This window comes from Leifsonia sp. Leaf336, assembly GCF_001423695.1.
In the GTDB taxonomy this organism is placed as follows: domain Bacteria; phylum Actinomycetota; class Actinomycetes; order Actinomycetales; family Microbacteriaceae; genus Leifsonia.
On the sequence record NZ_LMOZ01000001.1, the window covers coordinates 513,883 to 531,853 of the forward strand.

At 71.6% G+C, this 17,971-nt stretch carries 16 protein-coding genes; 4 read left to right on the top strand and 12 right to left on the bottom strand.

The genetic code is table 11. The features are described 5' to 3' along the window. Positions 1-87: 87 nt before the first annotated feature. A complete protein-coding gene (locus tag ASF88_RS02480; protein ID WP_082518708.1) occupies positions 88-4,881 on the top strand; it encodes an ExeM/NucH family extracellular endonuclease in 4,794 nt (1,597 codons plus the stop codon). Positions 4,882-5,035: 154 nt separating this feature from the next. Here the strand turns inward: ASF88_RS02480 and ASF88_RS02485 are convergent, their stop codons facing one another. From ASF88_RS02485 to ASF88_RS02510, 6 genes are all read right to left on the bottom strand, one after another. Next, a complete protein-coding gene (locus tag ASF88_RS02485) occupies positions 5,036-5,371 on the bottom strand; it encodes a CHY zinc finger protein (protein WP_235493248.1) in 336 nt (111 codons plus the stop codon). After that, the gene (locus ASF88_RS02490) at positions 5,368-5,979 is read right to left on the bottom strand and encodes an energy-coupling factor transporter transmembrane component T family protein (protein WP_055913774.1); all 612 of its coding nucleotides are present in this window, start codon (positions 5,977-5,979) and stop codon (positions 5,368-5,370) included. The genes ASF88_RS02485 and ASF88_RS02490 overlap by 4 nt, the downstream gene beginning before the upstream one ends. Next, a complete protein-coding gene (locus tag ASF88_RS02495) occupies positions 5,973-6,674 on the bottom strand; it encodes an energy-coupling factor ABC transporter ATP-binding protein (RefSeq protein WP_055913777.1) in 702 nt (233 codons plus the stop codon). Before ASF88_RS02495 ends, ASF88_RS02490 begins: the two co-directional genes overlap by 7 nt. Before the next feature lie 109 nt (positions 6,675-6,783). Further along, on the bottom strand, positions 6,784-7,905 hold the full coding sequence (locus tag ASF88_RS02500) for an acetyl-CoA C-acyltransferase (protein ID WP_055913780.1): 1,122 nt from the start codon (positions 7,903-7,905) through the stop codon (positions 6,784-6,786). After that, positions 7,895-9,013, bottom strand: a complete 1,119-nt coding sequence (locus tag ASF88_RS02505; RefSeq protein ID WP_235493249.1) for a class I adenylate-forming enzyme family protein — start codon at positions 9,011-9,013, stop codon at positions 7,895-7,897. The genes ASF88_RS02500 and ASF88_RS02505 overlap by 11 nt, the downstream gene beginning before the upstream one ends. After that, the gene (locus tag ASF88_RS02510) at positions 9,010-9,654 is read right to left on the bottom strand and encodes a biotin transporter BioY (RefSeq protein WP_055913783.1); all 645 of its coding nucleotides are present in this window, start codon (positions 9,652-9,654) and stop codon (positions 9,010-9,012) included. Before ASF88_RS02510 ends, ASF88_RS02505 begins: the two co-directional genes overlap by 4 nt. Positions 9,655-9,728: 74 nt before the next feature. Here ASF88_RS02510 and ASF88_RS02515 point away from each other — a divergent pair, with 74 nt between their 5' ends. Beyond that, positions 9,729-10,370, top strand: a complete 642-nt coding sequence (locus tag ASF88_RS02515; RefSeq protein ID WP_082518709.1) for a TetR/AcrR family transcriptional regulator C-terminal domain-containing protein — start codon at positions 9,729-9,731, stop codon at positions 10,368-10,370. Here the strand turns inward: ASF88_RS02515 and ASF88_RS02520 are convergent. Further along, positions 10,351-10,728, bottom strand: a complete 378-nt coding sequence (locus ASF88_RS02520) for a DUF3566 domain-containing protein (protein WP_055913786.1) — start codon at positions 10,726-10,728, stop codon at positions 10,351-10,353. The two genes, ASF88_RS02515 and ASF88_RS02520, sit on opposite strands and share 20 nt — an antisense overlap. Before the next feature lie 245 nt (positions 10,729-10,973). Continuing rightward, a complete protein-coding gene (locus ASF88_RS02525; RefSeq protein ID WP_055913789.1) occupies positions 10,974-11,606 on the bottom strand; it encodes a ScbR family autoregulator-binding transcription factor in 633 nt (210 codons plus the stop codon). A 149-nt stretch (positions 11,607-11,755) separates the two neighbouring features. Here ASF88_RS02525 and poxB point away from each other — a divergent pair, with 149 nt between their 5' ends. Next, positions 11,756-13,489 (top strand): ubiquinone-dependent pyruvate dehydrogenase, encoded by a 1,734-nt coding sequence (poxB, locus tag ASF88_RS02530; protein WP_055913792.1) that lies wholly within the window; start codon positions 11,756-11,758, stop codon positions 13,487-13,489. A 12-nt stretch (positions 13,490-13,501) separates the two neighbouring features. On the opposite strand, the gene ASF88_RS02535 is transcribed toward poxB, so the two are convergent. From ASF88_RS02535 to ASF88_RS02545, 3 genes are all read right to left on the bottom strand, one after another. After that, positions 13,502-15,247, bottom strand: coding sequence for an LCP family protein (locus tag ASF88_RS02535; RefSeq protein WP_055913795.1), 1,746 nt, complete (start codon positions 15,245-15,247; stop codon positions 13,502-13,504). Between the two features lie 129 nt (positions 15,248-15,376). Continuing rightward, entirely contained in the window at positions 15,377-15,871 is a 495-nt protein-coding gene (locus ASF88_RS02540; RefSeq protein ID WP_055913798.1) for a MarR family winged helix-turn-helix transcriptional regulator, read from the bottom strand. 25 nt (positions 15,872-15,896) lie between these two features. Next, positions 15,897-16,445, bottom strand: coding sequence for a hypothetical protein (locus ASF88_RS02545; protein ID WP_055913801.1), 549 nt, complete (start codon positions 16,443-16,445; stop codon positions 15,897-15,899). A gap of 78 nt (positions 16,446-16,523) precedes the next feature. Between ASF88_RS02545 and ASF88_RS02550 the strand changes: the two genes are divergently transcribed. Next, positions 16,524-17,105: an NADPH-dependent FMN reductase gene (locus tag ASF88_RS02550; protein WP_055913804.1), complete on the top strand. Its 582-nt coding sequence runs from the start codon at positions 16,524-16,526 to the stop codon at positions 17,103-17,105. An 86-nt stretch (positions 17,106-17,191) separates the two neighbouring features. Here the strand turns inward: ASF88_RS02550 and ASF88_RS02555 are convergent, their stop codons facing one another. Then, positions 17,192-17,968: a DNA-formamidopyrimidine glycosylase family protein gene (locus ASF88_RS02555; protein ID WP_055913807.1), complete on the bottom strand. Its 777-nt coding sequence runs from the start codon at positions 17,966-17,968 to the stop codon at positions 17,192-17,194. Positions 17,969-17,971 lie beyond the last annotated feature (3 nt).

Below are 17,971 nucleotides of genomic sequence, written 5' to 3' on the forward strand. Positions count from 1 at the left end.
TCACTCACGAGACAGCGTGCGGTTCTCCACGATTCCTAAGGTTGCGGCGGACTCGCACGAGTTCCCCCCTTCCGACCGAGGAGAGAGATGTCATTGAGACTGCGCACACTGGTGCGCGCCGCCACCGCCGTGGCCGTCGGAGCAGGCCTTGCCGCCGGCTCCCTTGTCGCAACCCCCGCTTTCGCGAGCACTGACGGCACCGGCGTCGTCATCAACGAAGCGTACTTGTCCGGCGGCAGCGCCGGAGCCGCCTACACCAACAAGTTCGTCGAGCTCTACAACCCGGGCGACCAGGCGGTCGCGCTCACCGGCTGGAGCCTCCAGTACCGTTCGGCCGCGGGCACGGGCGCCGCGAACGGCGTCGTCCCGCTGAGCGGCAGCATCGCCGCCAAGGCGTTCTACCTCGTCGCCGGCGCCTCCAACGGCACCAACGGCGCCGCCCTCCCGACTCCCGACGCCGCCAGCAACGCGCTCAACCCGAGCGGCACCACCGGCACGCTCGTCCTCGCGAAGTCGGCCACCGCGCTGACCCTGCCGACCGGTTCGGTCACGGGCAACGCGAGCGTCGCCGACCTCGTCGGCTACGGCACCTCGAACACCTTCGAGGGCAGCAAGCCGGCTACGGCGCCGAGCGGCAACACGGACGTGAAGTCTCTCAACCGCGCGGCCTTCAAGGACACCGACGACAACGCCGCAGACCTCGCGCTGAGCGCGACGATCACTCCGCAGAACACCGCGTCGGCCACCGACCCCGGCAACCCGGGCGGCGGAGGCGGCACCGACCCGGGAACGGGAACCGACCCCGGTCCGCCGGGCACGGTGACCATCGCCGAGATCCAGGGCACCGGTGACACCAGCCCGAAGGCGGGCCAGACGGTCAGCACCGTCGGCGTCGTCACCGCGGCTTACGCGACCGGAGGCTTCAACGGCTTCTACCTGCAGACCCCGGGCACCGGCGGCGCGATCGACCTCGCGACGCACACGGCGTCCGACGCGGTCTTCGCGTTCGGCTCCTCCTTCGCCTCCGGCGTCGCCGTCGGCGACTACGTGCAGGTGACCGGAGCGGTCAGCGAGTTCAACGGCCTGACCGAGATCACCCCGACGAAGGTCGACAAGCTCGACGCGAGCACGGTCACCGCGCCGGCCCCCGCGACCGTGGCCCTCCCGACCACGGATGCGCAGCGCGAGAGCCTCGAGGGGATGCTGGTCGCACCACAGGGCGCGTTCACCGTCACCGATGTCTACTCGGCCAACCAGTACGGCGAGATCGCGCTCGCGGCCGGCGACAAGCCGCTCGTGCAGCCGACGGAGACCGCGCGCCCCGGCACCGCGGAGTACACGGCCGCCGTCGCCGACAACAAGGCCCGCTCCGTCACGCTCGACGACGGCGCCTCGACCAACTTCCTGAGCGCGGCCAACAAGTCGAAGCCGCTGCCGTACCTGTCGCTGACCAGCCCGGTCCGCGTGGGCGCCCCGGTCACCTTCACGAAGCCGGTCATCCTCGACTACCGCAACGACGCCTGGAAATTCCAGCCGACCGCCGAGCTCACGCCCGCGAACGCCGCGGCCGTCCAGCCCGTCACGTTCGGCAACACCCGCACCGCGGCTCCGGCGAACGTCGGAGGCGACCTGCGCCTGGCGACCTTCAACGTGCTGAACTACTTCACCACGACGGGCGACCAGCTCAGCGGCTGCACCTTCTACACCGACCGCGACGGCAGCAAGATCACCGTCAACTCCGGCTGCGACGCCCGCGGCGCCGCCGACGCGACCAGCCTGAAGCGCCAGCAGGACAAGATCGTCGCCGCGATCAACGCCCTCACCGCCGACGTCGTCTCCCTCGAGGAGATCGAGAACTCGGCGCGCTTCGGCCTCGACCGCGACGACGCGCTGAAGACCCTCGTGGCCGCCCTGAACAGCGCGGCCGGCAGCGAGGTCTGGGCGTACGTGCCCTCGCCCGCGACGGTCCCGTCGAGCGAGGACGTCATCCGCACCGCGTTCATCTACAAGAAGGCGGCGGCGGCTCCGGTCGGGGCGTCGAAGATCCTCGACGACGCCGCGTTCGCCAACGCCCGCCAGCCGCTCGCCCAGGCCTTCAAGAAGGTCGGAGCCGCGGACTCCTCGGCGTTCATCGCCATCGTGAACCACTTCAAGTCGAAGGGCTCCGGAACGGGCGCCGACGCTGACCAGGGCGACGGCCAGGGAGCGTCCAACGCCTCCCGCGTCAAGCAGGCCAACGCCCTCGTCACGTTCGCGGACGAGCGCAAGACCACGCTGGGCACCGACAAGGTGCTGCTGATCGGCGACTTCAACGCCTACCTCAACGAGGACCCGATCAAGGTCCTCACCGACGCCGGCTACGTCGACCAGGTCAGCACCCGCACCACGAAGGCGACCTACTCCTTCGGCGGCACCGTCGGCTCGCTCGACCACGTGCTCGCCTCACCGGCGGCCAACGCGGTCATCACCGGTGCGGACGTCTGGAACATCAACTCCGTCGAGTCGGTGGCCCTGGAGTACAGCCGTTACAACTACAACGTCACCAACTTCTACGAGCCGGGCCCGTACCGCTCCAGCGACCACGACCCGGTCATCATCGGCCTGGGCCTCAAGGCCGCACCGGTGACGCTCAACCTGCTGAACATCAACGACTTCCACGGTCGGATCGACAGCAACACGGTGAAGTTCGCCGGGACCGTCGAGAAGCTGCGCGCCGAGGGCGGGGAGGGCAACACCCTCTTCCTCTCCGCGGGCGACAATATCGGCGCCTCCCTGTTCGCCTCGGCTTCGGCCGGTGACATCCCCACGCTCGACGTGCTGAACGCGCTCGACCTGAAGACGAGCACCGTGGGCAACCACGAGTTCGACAAGGGCTACAGCGACCTGACCGGCCGCGTGAAGGACGCCGCCGACTTCAGCTACCTCGGCGCGAACGTCTACCAGAAGGGCACGAAGACCCCGGCGCTGCCGCAGTACGCGGTGTTCGCGGTCGACGGCCTGAAGGTCGGCGTCATCGGCGCCGTCACACAGGAGACCCCGACCCTGGTCACGCCGGGCGGCATCGCGTCGCTCGACTTCGGAGACCCGGTGGAGGCCGTCAACCGCGTGGCAGGCGAGCTCACCGACGGCGACCCGGGCAACGGCGAGGCCGACGTGATCGTCGCCGAGTACCACGAGGGCGCCGGCTTCGGTCAGCCCGAGGGTGCGACGCTCGACCAGGAGGTCGCGGCCGGCGGAGCGTTCGCCGACATCGTCACCAAGACCAGCGCGAAGGTCTCCGCGATCTTCACGGGGCACACCCACAAGCAGTACGCGTGGGAGGGCCCGGTCCCGGGTGTCGCGGGAGCGACGCGTCCGATCGTGCAGACCGGCAGCTACGGCGAGAACATCGGCCAGATCACGCTGACCGTGGACGGCGACTCCAAGCAGGTCACCGGCCATACCGACCGCAACGTGGCACGCACCACGGACAGCGACGCCAGCCTGGTCGCCGCCTACCCGCGGGTCGCCGCCGTGAAGACAATCGTCGACAAGGCGCTCGCCGATGCGGCCGTCATCGGCAACCAGAAGGTCGGGTCGGTCACCGCCGACATCACCACCGCCTACCTGAACGGCGCCCGCGACGACCGGATGAGCGAGTCCACGCTCGGCAACCTGGTCGCCGACTCGCTGCTGTCGACCCTGTCGCCGGCCCAGCTGGGCGGCGCCGAGATCGGCGTTGTGAACCCGGGAGGCCTCCGCGCGGAGCTGCTGTACGGCACCGACGGCACCGTCACCTATGCACAGGCCAATGCTGTGCTGCCGTTCGTGAACAACCTGTGGACGACCTCCCTCACCGGGGCGCAGTTCAAGCAGGCGCTCGAGCAGCAGTGGCAGCGGAACGCCGACGGCACCGTGCCGAGCCGGCCGTTCCTCGACCTGGGACTGTCGAAGAACGTCAGCTACACCTACGACGCGACCCGTCCGGAGGGCGACCGCATCACGAGCATCATCGTGAACGGCGCGCCGATCGACCCGGCCAAGTCGTACCGGATCGGCACGTTCTCCTTCCTTGCCCAGGGCGGCGACAACTTCCGGGCGTTCGCGGCCGGAACAGACACGCGCGACTCGGGTCTCATCGACCGGGACGCCTGGATCGGCTACATCACCGCCCACAGCCCGCTGTCGCCGAGCTTCGCCCGCCGCGGGGTGTCCGTCACGGACGTCCCCACGACGACGCTGCAGCGCGGTCAGCAAGTGAGCTTCGGCGTCCAGAAGCTCAACCTGACCAGCCTGGGCAGCCCGGCGAACACCTCGCTCGAGCTGAGCTGGGGCGGCTCGGCCGTCATCGGCTCCGTGCCGGTGGACGCGTCGGGCAACGCGACGGTGACCTTCACGGTCCCCGCCGGCGCCGCGGGAGCGAGCACCCTGGTGCTCACGGCCAAGGAGTCCGGCACGACGGTGCGCATCCCGCTCACGGTCGCCGATGCCCCGACCGACGGCAAGCCCACCTCCGACCCGGTGGCCGCCGCCGAGTCGAAGCTGACCAAGGCCCTGAACGGCAAGATCTCGTTCAAGGACAAGGCCTACCACGCGGGAGACCCGATCGACGTCACGGTCGGCAAGGCGCGCGCGGGCCAGTGGGTGTCGGTGTGGGTCTACTCGCAGCCGGTGAGCGTCGGCGGAGGCTGGGTGAAGGTGCCGGCGGACGGCATCCTGCACCTGACCCTCCCGAAGCCGCTCGCCAAGGGCGACCACAAGCTGTCTGTGCAGGACAGCACCAACACGGTGATCGGCTGGGACGACCTCAAGGTCTCCAACGGCAACGCGGTCGGTCACTGGATCTGGACGCTCGTCTGGAACTGGCTCACGGGCTGGCTCTGGGGCTGGCAGCAGCAGTAGCCGGTAACGGCTGACCACGGCCGCCGGGCGCCTCGCGCGCCCGGCGGCCGTCGCGTGGGGCGCCGCGACCTTCGTCACGAATGTCGACATTCGTGGCACGAATCTCGACATTCGTGACGAATGGCGGCCTCTGCGCAGCGCGGGGAGGGCCTCCTCACACCTCGAAGTACAACTCCGTGTGCAGCTTGCACCCCGGGTTGAACGCGGCGCCGCACGCGGGGCACGCGTCGGCCTCCAGGTAGTCGGCGATCGTCAGTGTCGCGGAGCAGACGCCGCACAGCACGGCGTGCTCGTCGCGTTCGGCGACCGGCCACTGCCGTGCCGAATGGTCGGCGGTCTCGGCGTGGCAGAGATGGCACGGGTAGAACTCGCCGCAGCACGCGAAGCGGATCGCGATGACGTCGAGCGGGGTGCGGTAGTGGATGCAGCGGGTCTGGTCGTCCACGGTCGGGCCGAGCACGCGGGGAGCGGCGTCGCCGACCGCGCTCACCGCACACCCCGCGCGGTGAGGGCGTCGCCGAGCTCGTCGGCGTGCTTGAAAGCCAGTACCAGGAACAGCACCGCGAACGCCTGGAGGCCCATACGGGCGCCGCGGGCGCGCTGCGCGTCCCGCACGTCGCGCGCGAGCCCGGCGAGAACCGGCACCGTGCTCAGCGTGACCGTGAGCAGCAACGCCACCCGCGCCGGGTCGACGCGCAGCACGGAGAGCGGGCGCAGACCGCGCTCGAGGGCGTCGAGGAGGTCGGCGACCCGCGTCGTCAGGACGAGCAGGGCGGCCAGGACGATCGCCGAGGTCACCCTGGCGGTGTTGGCGACGGCCGGCTGCGGACCTAGGAAGATCAGCTGGCCGGCGATGGTGATCACGATCACCCAGCGTACGGCGAGCACCTGACGGCCGAGCTCGCGCATCCCGAGCAGGCCGTCGTGGAGGCCCGCCGCGGCATACGCGAGCGCAGGCACGACGGCCGCGACGCCCGCCCCGGCCCAGGTGGCGGGCAGCAGCGAGACGGCCAGGACGGCGACGAGGACCAGCAGCAGCTTGGGCCCGGCGGGCATCCGGTGCAGCGGCCCGGTGCCCGGGCGGTAGAGGGTCAGCACGGGAGGCTCCCCTCGGCGAGCAGGCGCTCGTACGCGGCGACGACCTCCACCGGCTCGCCGACCGCCTCGACGGTGCCGCCCGCGAACAACACGGCGACATCGCAGCGCGCCGCCAGCGTCAGGTCGTGGGTGACGAGCACCAGGCGGTGGCCCGCGTCCTCGAGCAGGTGGTCGGCGACGCGTCGGGCGTTGCGGGCGTCGAGGTAGGCGGTCGGCTCGTCCGCGACGACAAGCTCCGGGCGCCGCACGAATGCGCCGCACAGAGCGAGGAGCTGCTTCTGGCCGCCCGAGAGGTCGTGGGAGGGACGGTCGGCGAGAGCGGTGAGCCCGAAACGGTCGAGCGCCTCCGCGACTCGGAGGGCGGCCGCCTCCCGGCCCAGTCGTTCGGGGCGGAGGGAGAACGCGACGTCCTCCTGCACGGTCGGCATGATGATCTGCGCGTCGGGGTTGCTGAACACGACCGCCGTGCGGCGCCGCAGCTCGCCGGCCTGCCGCGCAGGGTCGTATCCGAGGATGCTCAGCGCGCCCGTGGAGGCCGGGACCAGGCCGCCCAGGAGGCGCGCGAACGTGGACTTGCCCGACCCGTTCTCGCCGATCACCGCGATGGTGCGGGCGTCGAGGTCGAGGTCGACGTCGTGGAGGGCGTCGACGTCGCCGAGCCGGACTCCCACGCCCGTCAGCCGCAGCGCGCTCATCGCGACCTCCCCTGCATACCGGGGACCCTGCCCGCGAGGGGCACGTTGTTGTCGCTTTCGAGCCCGAAAAGTGACAACAACGTGCCCTTCGGCGACGCGAGCAGCGCGCTCATCGCACCACCTCGAACACAGCGGCCACGCCGAGGCCGCCGCCGACCGACGCCGCGGCGACGCCAAGCGTGCCGGCGGGCGCGCCGCCGCGGACCAGCCGGCTGAACAGCCGGACGACCGCCACCGCGCCGCTCGCACCCCACGGGTGGCCGAGCGCGAGGGCTCCGCCGTCCGCGCACACCCGCGGGTCGTCGTCGGCCACGCCGATGCGGCTCAGCACGGCGATGCTCTGCGGCGCGAACGCCTCCACCAGCTCGAAGGCCGCGATCTCGTCCGCGTCCGCCCCGGCGGCAGCCAGGGCCCGGAGGATCGCGGGCGCGGCGCCGAGCCCCGGCAGTGCCGGATCGCCGCCCACGATCGCGCCCGACCGCACCGCGAGCCCGGGCGCGGTCCCGGCCGGCGCGACGATGACCGCGGCCGCCCCGTCGCCGATGCGGGTGGAGGTGCCGGCCGTCAGCACACCACCCGGGAACAGCGCGGGGAGCCGGGGGAGGACGCGCTCCGCGCCGCCCGCCGCATCGTCGCGGTCGAGCCCGGCCAGCGGCACGAGTTCGTCGGCGAAGCGTCCGGCGGCGTACGCGGCGTTGGCGCGCGCGTGGCTCCGCGCGGCGTGGGCATCGAGCCGTGCCCGCGCGAGGGCGTCGTGCGCGGCGAGATCCTCGGCCGCCCGCACCATGTCCGGGTCGGGGAACCCGGCGGGAGCGAACGGCGCCCGGTCGTACGGAACGCCGCCGACCGAGCGCACCGGCGCTGTGGAGGCGCTCTCGGCCCCACCCGCGAGCCGTGCCCGCCCGTCGCCCGCTCGGATCGCCGCCGCGGCGTCGAGGATGGCGGCGAGACCGCTGCCGCACTGGCGGTCGACGGTGCCGCCGGGGATCGCCGGGTCGAGGCCGGCGGCGAGGGCGGCCAGACGCGCCGGGTTGCCGCCCGGCCCCATGCAGTTGCCCAGCAGCACGTCGGCGATCTCGACCGATCCTCCGGTCACGGTCTCGGCGTCGTGGAGGGCCGCCTGCAGCACCGGGGCGGCCAGTTCGTGCACGCGCACGCCGGCCAAGGCTCGGCCGCGCGTGCCGATGGGGGTGCGGCGGGCGGCGATGACGACGGGAGCCTCAGTGCTCAAGGCGACGCACCTCCCCGGCGAGCACCCGGCGCACCGCTTCGGCGCGCGCCGGCTTGCCCGAGGCCGTGCGCGGGAGCGCGCCGAGGTACCACCGTCGCGGACGGTGCGCCGGCGCGAGCCGCTCGGCGGCAGCCTCGCGCAGAGAGGCGAGCGAGAGGGCGGAGCCGGCCGGCTCGATCAGTGCCGCCACCAGCGCGCCGACGCGACCGGTCGGGAGGCCGAACACCACCGCGTCGCGCACGCCGGGCATGCCGCGCAGCGCGGCCTCCACCTCGTCGGGCACGATCGTCGCCGAGGCGCTGAGGATGGCGTCGTCCGCGCGCCCGAGCAGTCGCAGCCGTTCGCCACCCGGGCCGCCGCGGTCGCCGACCGTCGACTCGAGCACGGCGCGGTCGCCGACCGTCGCCCACGCCCCGTCGCGCCGCAGCGGACCGTCCGCGCCCGCGTAGCCCGCGGCGACGAACGGCGATCGCACCCACAGTTCGCCGTCGACCACGCGCAGCTCGACGCCGGGGAACGGCGTCAGCCCGTCGCCGTGGTCGACCGCGACGAACGACAGTTCCGCTGCGCCGTAGTACGCCGTCACCCGGATGCCCGCCTCCTCCGCGCGTGCACGCAGCGACGGATCGAGGTGCGAGCCGCCCACGAGAGCGGTCCGCAGCCCCGGCGCCGCGCCGCGCTCGAGGAGACGCCGCAGCCCCTCCGGCGTGCCGTGGAAGCCATCGGCCGCGGCGACGTCGCCGAGCAGCGGTCGCGGGCCTCCATCGAGGGCATGCGCGAGCGAGAACAGCGTCAGCGATGAGGAGGCAGGGGCGGGGAGGGCGACAGCGTCCGCGGCTCCCAGCAGCTCGGCGACCGGCGCGAACGACGCCGCCCACGACGCGTGCGTGCGCAGCACGATCCGCGGTGCGCCGCTGCTGCCGGAGGTGAGGGTCGCCCAGCCGATCCCGTCGAGGTCCGCACGGGAGGCCGCCGCCACGGCGGCCCGCAACTGCTCGGCCGGCCGGCGGGCGTCGAGCACCAGCGGCACGTCGCCCCTCGCGCGCGCCGACGCGAGCCGGTCGAGCAGCGCCGGGTCGTCGTCGTGCAGCGGGACGATCACCGTCACGAGACCGGCGCGCCGTCCCGGTCGCGCGCGGGGGTGGCGTCGGCAGCAGGCTTCGCGGCCCCGGTGCGGCGGAACGCCCGCGGGTACGCCCGCACGAGCGTCACGACCACCGCCGTGGCGATGACCGCCTTCACCAGGTCGCCGGGCACGAAGATCAGGCTGGCGAGTGCGGTCTCGGCGAGCGGGAGCCGCGTGACGAGGCTCTGCACCGGGATGCCGACGGCGTACACGACGAGGATGCCTCCCACCACGACGCCCACGAGGGTGCGCCAGACGACCGGCTTGCGGCCGCCCGCGTGGACGATCAGCCCGATGACGAGCGCGCCGAGGATCCACCCGAAGAGGTAGCCGGCCGAGGGCCCGACGAAGACGCCGATCCCGCCGCGGCCTCCTGCCAGCAGGGGGAGGCCCGCAGCGACGAGCGCGAGCAGCACGGCCATCGAGAGGGCGCCGAGCCACGGCCCGAGCAGTGCGCCGGCGAGCATGACGCCGAGTGTCTGGGCGGTGATCGGCACGCTTCCGAAAACGGTGAAGCCTCCGGGGAGGCCGAGGACGGCCACGATCGCGGCGGCGACGGCGACCCGGGCGAGGTCGGTGGCGTCGAGAGAGCGGACGCGGCGGGTGCTGGGGGAGTCGGTCATGGGCCAGTCCTTCGGAGTGAGGGGTCCTTCACCTGAACGGTGTTCACCTGAACAGCGTTCACTATAGTGGTGACGTGACGGGAAACGAAAGCGGCCGCAGGCACACGCGCGACGACGTGGCGGAGACCGCGCTGCGCATCCTCGACGACTACGGCCTGCCCGACCTCACCATGCGTCGCCTCGCCGGTGCGCTCGACGTGCAGCCGAGCGCGCTCTACTGGCACTTCCCCAACAAGCAGACGCTGCTCGCCGAACTCGCCGACCGCATCGTCGCGCGTACGGCCGACACGGCTGCCGATGCCGGCCCCTCCGCGCCCTGGCCCGACCGTCTGCGCGCCGAGTCGGCCGCCCTCCGGAACGCCCTGCTCGCCTACCGCGACGGCGCGGAGGTCGTCGCCAGCACTTACGCGCTGGGTCTCGGCGACGCCGCGGCGCAGCGACGGCTGGCGGCCGCCGCGGCCGCCGGCGGCTTCGACGCCGAGACGTCCGAGAGGGCGGCCACCGCCCTCCTGCACTTCGTGCTCGGCCATGTGTCGCACGAGCAGCAGCGGATGCAGTTCGACAGCATCGGCGTGCTCGCCACAGGGGAGGCCGCGGACCCGCTGGACGTGTCGGACTCGGCGGAGGCCTTCGCGTTCGGCGTCGACCTGCTGGTCGGGGGCCTCGAACGCCTCGGCGAGCGTGCGGACGCGGCGCTCAGTCGCTCCCGAACGTGACCTTCCAGCCGCCGACGACGTTGGTGGCCAGGTTGAACAGGGCGGCGAAGATCGCGCCGAGCGCGGAGACGACGATGACCTCCAGCAGCGACACCACCAGGGTGAAGGTCATCACGTTGGCGAAGGTGAGGCCGGAGACGAGCGCCGCGCCCTGCGCGCCGGCGATGCTCTCGAGGAAGCTGCTCATCGAGGACACCAGTCCGAGCTTGTCGAGCACCGACCAGAGCAGCAACGTGAGCACGACGATGACCACGGCCAGCACGAGGCTGATCAGGAACGACATCTTCAGCGCGGACCAGAAGTCGATGTAGACCAGGCGCATCGACGCCCGTTTCTTCTGTTTCGTGCGTGCCGACATCGACGACCTCCCCGTGGTGCCATTCCTCGCCGCTCGCGCGGCTCCCCCTCGGCGAGTCTAACCGACGTCCGGCGGCCGCCGGTGGACCCGTGACGGCCCTGTGAAACAAACCGATCGACCGGTTATGCATGTAATATGGGCGTGCGGGGGCGGTCGCCCGACCGACGTACATGCTTCGGCAACTGGGGGGATGTCGGTCGGGCGGTTCCCTTGTGCTGGGAGGCCGCCCAGCGGTCACTCCACTCTCACTCCACGATGAGATCGGGCAGGTCCCGCAGGGCGTCCAGCCGGCCTTCGGCCGCGATGCCCGGCAGGATCACCGTCCACATCTCCCGCACGCGTTGCAGCAGGTCCGCGCGCCGGGTCAGCGTCGCCGACACCAGCTGCACGCCCGTGAACGCGGGCGAGAGGAAGTGGGCGAACACCGCCGGGTCGACGCTCTCGGCGACATCGCCTTCGGCGATCGCCCGGCGGGTCAGCTCCTCGATCGCCGAGAACCAGTCCTCGTAGGGTTCGACCACCGGGTGGTCCGTGGAGGCGACGTCGGTGGTCAGCCGGATCCCGGCCTGCACGACGGGATCCTCCAGCAGCTGATGCGCGAGACTCCGGCTCAGCACGATCAGCGTCTCGAGGGCGGGGCGCCCCTCGGCGAGGATCGCCGCGGAGGCGGCCATGGTGCGGCGGTGCTGCTCGGCGATCACCGCGAACGCGAGCTCGTCCTTCGAGGCGAAGTGGAAGTACAGGGCGCCCTTCGTCAGGCCCGCCGCGGCCGCGATGTCGGCGATGGAGGCGAGGCCGTATCCGCGTGCGCCGAAGATCTCTGCGGCGCCGCGGAGGATGGCGTCGCGAGTGACGAGCGCGCGAGGTTGGCTGACCATGTCGAAATCACATTAATGCCGCGGACCTATGGGTGTGATGTGCGGATCCGAGCAGAACGGATCCTGACGCGCTCGCATCGGGCGAGTAGCGTGATCCGTATCGCCGCCAGACCGACCGCCGCCGCCGTGCCGACCGAGGAGGACGCCGCATGACAACCGTCGCCGACACCATCGTCCAGATCATCCGGGAGGCCGGGGTCCAGCGGGTCTACGGCATTCCCGGCGACTCGCTCAACGGCTTCACCGACGCGCTGAGACGCTCCGACGGCATCACCTGGGAGCACGTGCGGCACGAGGAGGCCGCCGCCTTCGCCGCCGCGGCCGAAGCCGCGCTCACGGGGGAGCTCGCCGTGTGCGCCGGCAGCTGCGGCCCGGGCAACCTCCACCTCATCAACGGGCTCTTCGACGCCAATCGCAGTCGCGTGCCCGTGCTCGCGATCGCGGCGCAGATCCCCGGCCCCGAGATCGGCAGCACGTACTTCCAGGAGACGCATCCCCAAGACCTGTTCCGCGAGGCGTCCGTCTACACCGAACTGGTCAGCTACCCCGAGCAGCTCCCGCGCATCCTCGAGATCGCGATGCGCACGGCGATCGAGCGGCGCGGAGTGGCCGTGGTGGTCATCCCCGGCGAGGTCTTCCTCAAGGACAGCGTCGGGCGCCGGCCGTCCGCGCCCATCGTCTACAGTCCCCGGGTGACACGGCCGACGGAGGCCGAGCTCAGCGCGGCGGCGGACCTCCTGAACGACGCCAAGCGGGTCACCATCCTGGCCGGGGCCGGCGTGGAGGGCGCGCACCCGCAGCTGATCGACATCGCGGCAGCCCTGCGGGCACCCGTCGTGCACGCCATGCGGGGCAAGGAGTTCGTCGAGTACGACAACCCCTACGACGTCGGGATGACCGGCCTCCTCGGCTTCTCGTCGGGCTACCGCGCCATGGAGGCCTGCGATGCCCTGCTGATGCTCGGCACCGACTTCCCCTACCAGCAGTTCTATCCGTCGAAGGCGAAGATCATCCAGGTCGACATCCGGGGCGAGAACCTCGGCAGGCGCACGCCGATCGATCTCGGCCTGGTGGGCAGCGTGAAGGATACGGTGGAGGCGCTGCTGCCGCTCCTGAACGACCGGAACGACACCAAGCACCTCGAGTCGTCGCGATCGCACTACCTGAAGGCGCGCAAGAGCCTCGACGACCTGGCGGTCAACGACCGCAACCGCACGCCGATCCACCCGCAGTACGTCGCCCGGCTGATCAGCGAGCTCTCGAGCGAGGACGCCGTCTTCATCCCGGACGTCGGTTCACCGGTGGTCTGGGCGGCGCGCTACCTGCGGATGAACGGCTCTCGCCGGCTGATCGGCTCGTTCAACCACGGCAGCATGGCGAACGCGCTGTCGCAGGCGGTCGGCGCGCAGGCGGCGTTCCCGGGGCGTCAGGTGGTCGCCCTCGCCGGCGACGGCGGTCTGGCGATGCTGTTCGGCGAGCTGCTCACGCTCGTGCAGAACAAGCTGCCGGTGAAGATCGTCGTCTTCAACAACTCCTCCCTCAATTTCGTGGAGGTCGAGATGAAGGCCGCGGGTTTCGTCAACTACGGCACGGGTCTCGAGAACCCCGACTTCGCGCGCGTCGCCCAGGCGATCGGCATCCACGGCCAGCGGGTCGAGAAGCCCGACGAGCTCGAGAGCGCGCTGCGCACGGCGTTCGCGCACGACGGTCCGGCGCTGGTCGACGTGGTGACGGCGCGTCAGGAGCTCAGCATCCCGCCGGCGATCACCGCCGAACAGGTCAAGGGCTTCACGCTCTACGCGCTGCGCACGATCATGTCGGGTCGCGGCGACGAGCTCATCGACCTCGCCGACACCAACGTCTTCCGCCGTCTCTTCGACTGACGCCGGTCGGCGTCAGTTGATGCAGACCTTGGAGTCGTAGTTGGTGCCCACTCCGGTGGGCGTGGGCGACGGTGCGGGGGCCGTGGAGGCGGCACCGCCTCCGGTGCTCGCGGCCCCCGGAGCGGTGGGCATCAGCCCGTCGTCGCCGAGCACGACCGTGACGCCGCTGACGCTGCCGGTCTCTTGCACGGCCGCGCCGGGGAGCAGAGCGGCGACGGCCTTCGCCTGCGCCTCCTGACCCTTCGGGTACTGGATCGTCGTCGTCGCCGTGGTGTCGGCGTCGCCCGGGGTCCCGGTCTTGAAGCCGGCCGCCGAGAAGGTCTGCGTCGCGGTGCTCGCGGCCCCGTTCTGGCTGCCGCCGTTCAGCACGGTCACGGTGGTGTCCGCCGGCTTGGCCGCCGTGGCGCTGTCGTACGCGGAGGGGACGCCCTCCAGACTCTGGACGAACGCGGGCATCGCCGCGGTGTCGACCTGCACGATCGACAGGTCCTGGCCGTCCACGGTGATCGTCGGCGTTCCCGAGATCGGGATGGTCGCCGACTTGATCTTGCCACCGGTGAGCCCCTGCAGCTGCGCGGCCAGCTGCAGGAAGTTGAGGCCGGGGTCGGTCTCGAGCGAGCCGCTGACGGCATCGAGCGTCGCGGTCAGCTTGCCCGGGTTGAGCAGGGTGCCCGCCGACAGGAACTTGTGCGCCTCCACCGAGAGGAAGTACTGCTGACGCACCACGCGGTCGAGGTCCCCGCGGGGGAGGCCGTGACGCTGGCGCACGAACGACAGCGCCTGCTTCGCATCGAGCGTCGAGACGCCCGCTGGGAAGTCCGCTCCGGAGTACGGGTCGTTCACGGCGTTGTTGAGACACACCTGCACCGGCCCGAGCGCCTGCGCGATCGTGTAGAAGCCGAGGAGCGAGACGCGCACATAGTGGTCGATCGTCAGCCCGGTGAGGCCCTGCACCGTCTGGATGAGCAGCTTGGCGCCGCTGGTCGGGTCGCTGCCGCCCCCTCCGAGCGAGAACGCCGAGTTCAGCTTGTTCATGCCGTGTCCCGGCACGTTCACCCACGAGTCGCGGGGGAGGGAGATGAGCGTCGCCGACTTCCCGTTGGCCGGGATGTGCAGGATCATCATCGTGTCCGTGTTGGTGCCGCCGCCGTCCTCGGTGGTGCTCAGCTGGTTCAGCTGCTCCTGGGTGGCGTTGTCGGGCCGGTGGTCGTCTCCGACGAGCAGGATGTTCTGCGTCGTGCCGTCGCCGTGGCCCGAGATGACATCCACGTGGCTGACGCCGCCGACGAAGCGGAAGTAGCTGTACGCCGCGTACCCGCCGACGACGACGAGCAGCACCGCGAGCGTGCCGGCCGTCCAGGCGATGATGCGCTTGGCGCGGCGGTGCTTGCGCGGGCCTTTGCCGCCGCGGCCGCCTCCGCCGCTTCCTCCTGCGCCGCTCCCGCGGCCTCCACCGGTGCCGCCGCCCGCCCCGCCGTCGCCGAAGCCGCCGTCACCCGGCGCCGGGGCCGGTGAGCCGGAGAGCCCGAACAGGTCCGAGGCGGGGTCGTTCTGCGGCGGGCCACCCGCTGCGCCCGCACCGGCAGCTCCCGCTGCGGCGCTCCCGCGACCCGAAGGCACGCCGGACGCCGGTCGCGTCGCCCGCACCGGCCGGCGCGGATCGGCTGCGGGCACGCGTCCGTAGACCTCGGTCGCCGGCTCGCGACGGTCGCGGCCGGCGGCGGAGTCGTCTCCAGCGGGGAAGTTCGGGCGTCGCACATCAGCACGCTAGAGTGCGCGGCCTGCGAACCGGCTGGTTTCCGGCGGTGTTGCCGGGAATGGCCAGGCGATCCCGGTCCCTTTCCCAGCGAGCTCTCGGCTAGGGGATCGGCGGGGCTGCGAGAACCCTCACAGACCGGGCACGTCCTCCGGCTCCTCCATTGCGGCGATCATGCGCTGCGAGATCGCCAGCAGCTCCTCCTGCTGCTCGTCGCTGAGCGCGTCGAAGAGGATGCGTCGGATGGTGGCCGTGTGCTTCGGGAGGGCGTGGACGACCACGCGCCGGCCGTCGCCGCTCAGCCGGATCCACGTGGCCCTGCGGTCCTCCGCGCAGTCTTCGCGCTCGAGGAGGCCGCGCGCCGCCATGCGGGTGACCTGGTGGGAGACCCGGCTCTTCTCCCAGCCGGTGAGGGTGACGAGATCACGCACCCGCAACCGGCGTCCCGGGGCGCGGACGAGAGTCATCAGCACCTCCAGCTCAGAGATCGAGATGCCGTCGTCGCGCTGCAACTGCGCGTCCAGCGCGCGATCGAATCCACGCCTCATCAGGTAGAACGCGTGAAAGAGCTCCTCTTCGGGCGCGCTGAGCTTGCGCGGGTCTGGTCGGGTGCGCAGGGTCGGCATACATCATCCTTGCACGGGCTCGTCGTCAGTGGGCCAGCTGCTCCAGGAACACGACGACGACTCCCAGCAGCACGATCCCGCCGAGCACGATCAGCTGCTTCCACCAGGAGAGCCCGGTGCGCGAGACGGCGATCCGGGCGATCACCGCGAGCGACGCGATGAGGGCCGAGATCGCGACGATCACGGCCGTGCGCGCCTGCATGACGCCGAAGTAGGCCAGGACCAGCACGATCACCGGCACGGCGATGACGCCGAGGGCGCGGGAGGCCACCGCCAGCATGTGGCGTAACTCGCGCGCCGACGGAAGCGTGTCGTGCACGATCATGTGCGACACGAGATCGGAGGCGAGCCCCGCGAGCAGGACGCCGACGACCGAGATGATGAGCGTCCACAGCACAGTGGGGGAGTCGAGGTGCTCGCCGTGCGCATTGAGCGCCATCAGGATCGCCAGCGCCGTGAAGGTCACGTAGATGCGCTCGCGCAGCCGGTCCCCGGCCTCCTGCCGCTCCTGCGGGGTGGCGTCGGCGGGCAGGTGCGCGTCGTCGGGCTGCCGGTCGTGCGGATGCTGCGACATGTCGCGAGCCTAGCGGGAATACGACGGCGGGAGTCCGGGTTCGCGCAGGTGACACGTCATCAAAACGGAAAGGCTGACATGACCAGGATCGCCATCATCATCGGGAGCACCCGCCCGGGTCGCAACGGAGAGTCCGTCGCCCGCTGGGTGCTCGAGCACGCCGAGAAGCGCGCCGGCGTCGAGTACGAGCTCGTCGACCTCGCCGAGTGGAACCTCCCGCACCTCGACGAGCCGATGCCCGCCGCGATGGGGCAGTACGCCAACGACCACACCAAGGCGTGGGCGGCCAAGATCGCCGAGTTCGACGGCTATCTCTTCGTCACTCCCGAGTACAACCACAGCACCTCCGGCGCCCTCAAGAACGCGATCGATTTCGTCGGTTCGGAGTGGTACAACAAGGCGGCCGGCTTCGTCAGCTACGGCGTCTTCGGGGGCGCCCGCGCGGTGGAGCACCTGCGCCTGGTGCTCTCGCAGCTGCAGGTCGCGACCGTCAGCGCGTTCGTCGGGCTGAGCCTCCAGCACGACTTCGAGAACTGGGCGCTCAAGCCGACCGCCGGTGCGGAGGCCGGCCTCACCCCGCTCTTCGACCAGCTCGAGTCGTGGTCTGCCGCGCTCGCGACCGTGCGCGAGGGCTCCGTGGAGGAGGACGCCGCCGCGTAGCACCCCCGTTTCTCACTCGAGGGGCACGTTGTTGTCGCGCTCGCGCCGCTAAAGCGACAACAACGTGCCCCTCGACGCGCCACCGCTCAGGTCTGGCAGACGGGGCAGAAGTAGGTGACCCGCTCCTCGAGCTCGGTGCGCCCGAGCTGCGAGCGACGGATGAGGGTTCCGCAACGGAGGCACGGTCGGCCTTCCCGGCCGTACACCCAGGTGTTGCGGCCGCGGCGGGTGTCGCCGGTCGTGACGCGCACCGTGCGGTCACGATTGGCGACCAGCATGCGCCGCGCGAGATCCACCGCGGCGGGCACATCCGACTCGCCCACCGGCCGCGTCGGCAGCATGCCGCGCACGAAGCAGATCTCGTTGGCGTAGACGTTGCCGACGCCGGCGAGGTTGCGCTGGTCGAGCAGCGCGACGGCGATCGGCGTCTGGGGATGCGCCTCCACCCGCCGCACGGCCTCGGCCGCGTCCCAATCGGGGCCGAGGAGGTCCGGCCCGAGATACCCGACGACCGACTCCTCCTGCGACCGCGGGACGACCTCCAGCACGCCGAGCAGGAACCCCACCGCCTGCGTCTGGGCGGTCCGCAGCACTGCGCGCGCCTGAAAGGCCGGATGCCGCCAGCGGCCGCCCGGTGGGTAGACCTCCCACGAGCCCTCCATCTTCAGGTGGCTGTGGATGCTGTGCTCCCCGACCCGGATGAGGAGGTGCTTGCCGCGACTGACGACCTCGTCGACGCGCTGCCCGCTGAGATCGACCGTCGCGTACGCGGGAACCCGGAAGTCGGTCTGCGTGAGCACGCGCCCCTCCAGTGCGCGCCGCAGGCGCGCGGCGGTCTGGAAGACGGTGTCACCTTCGGGCATCCG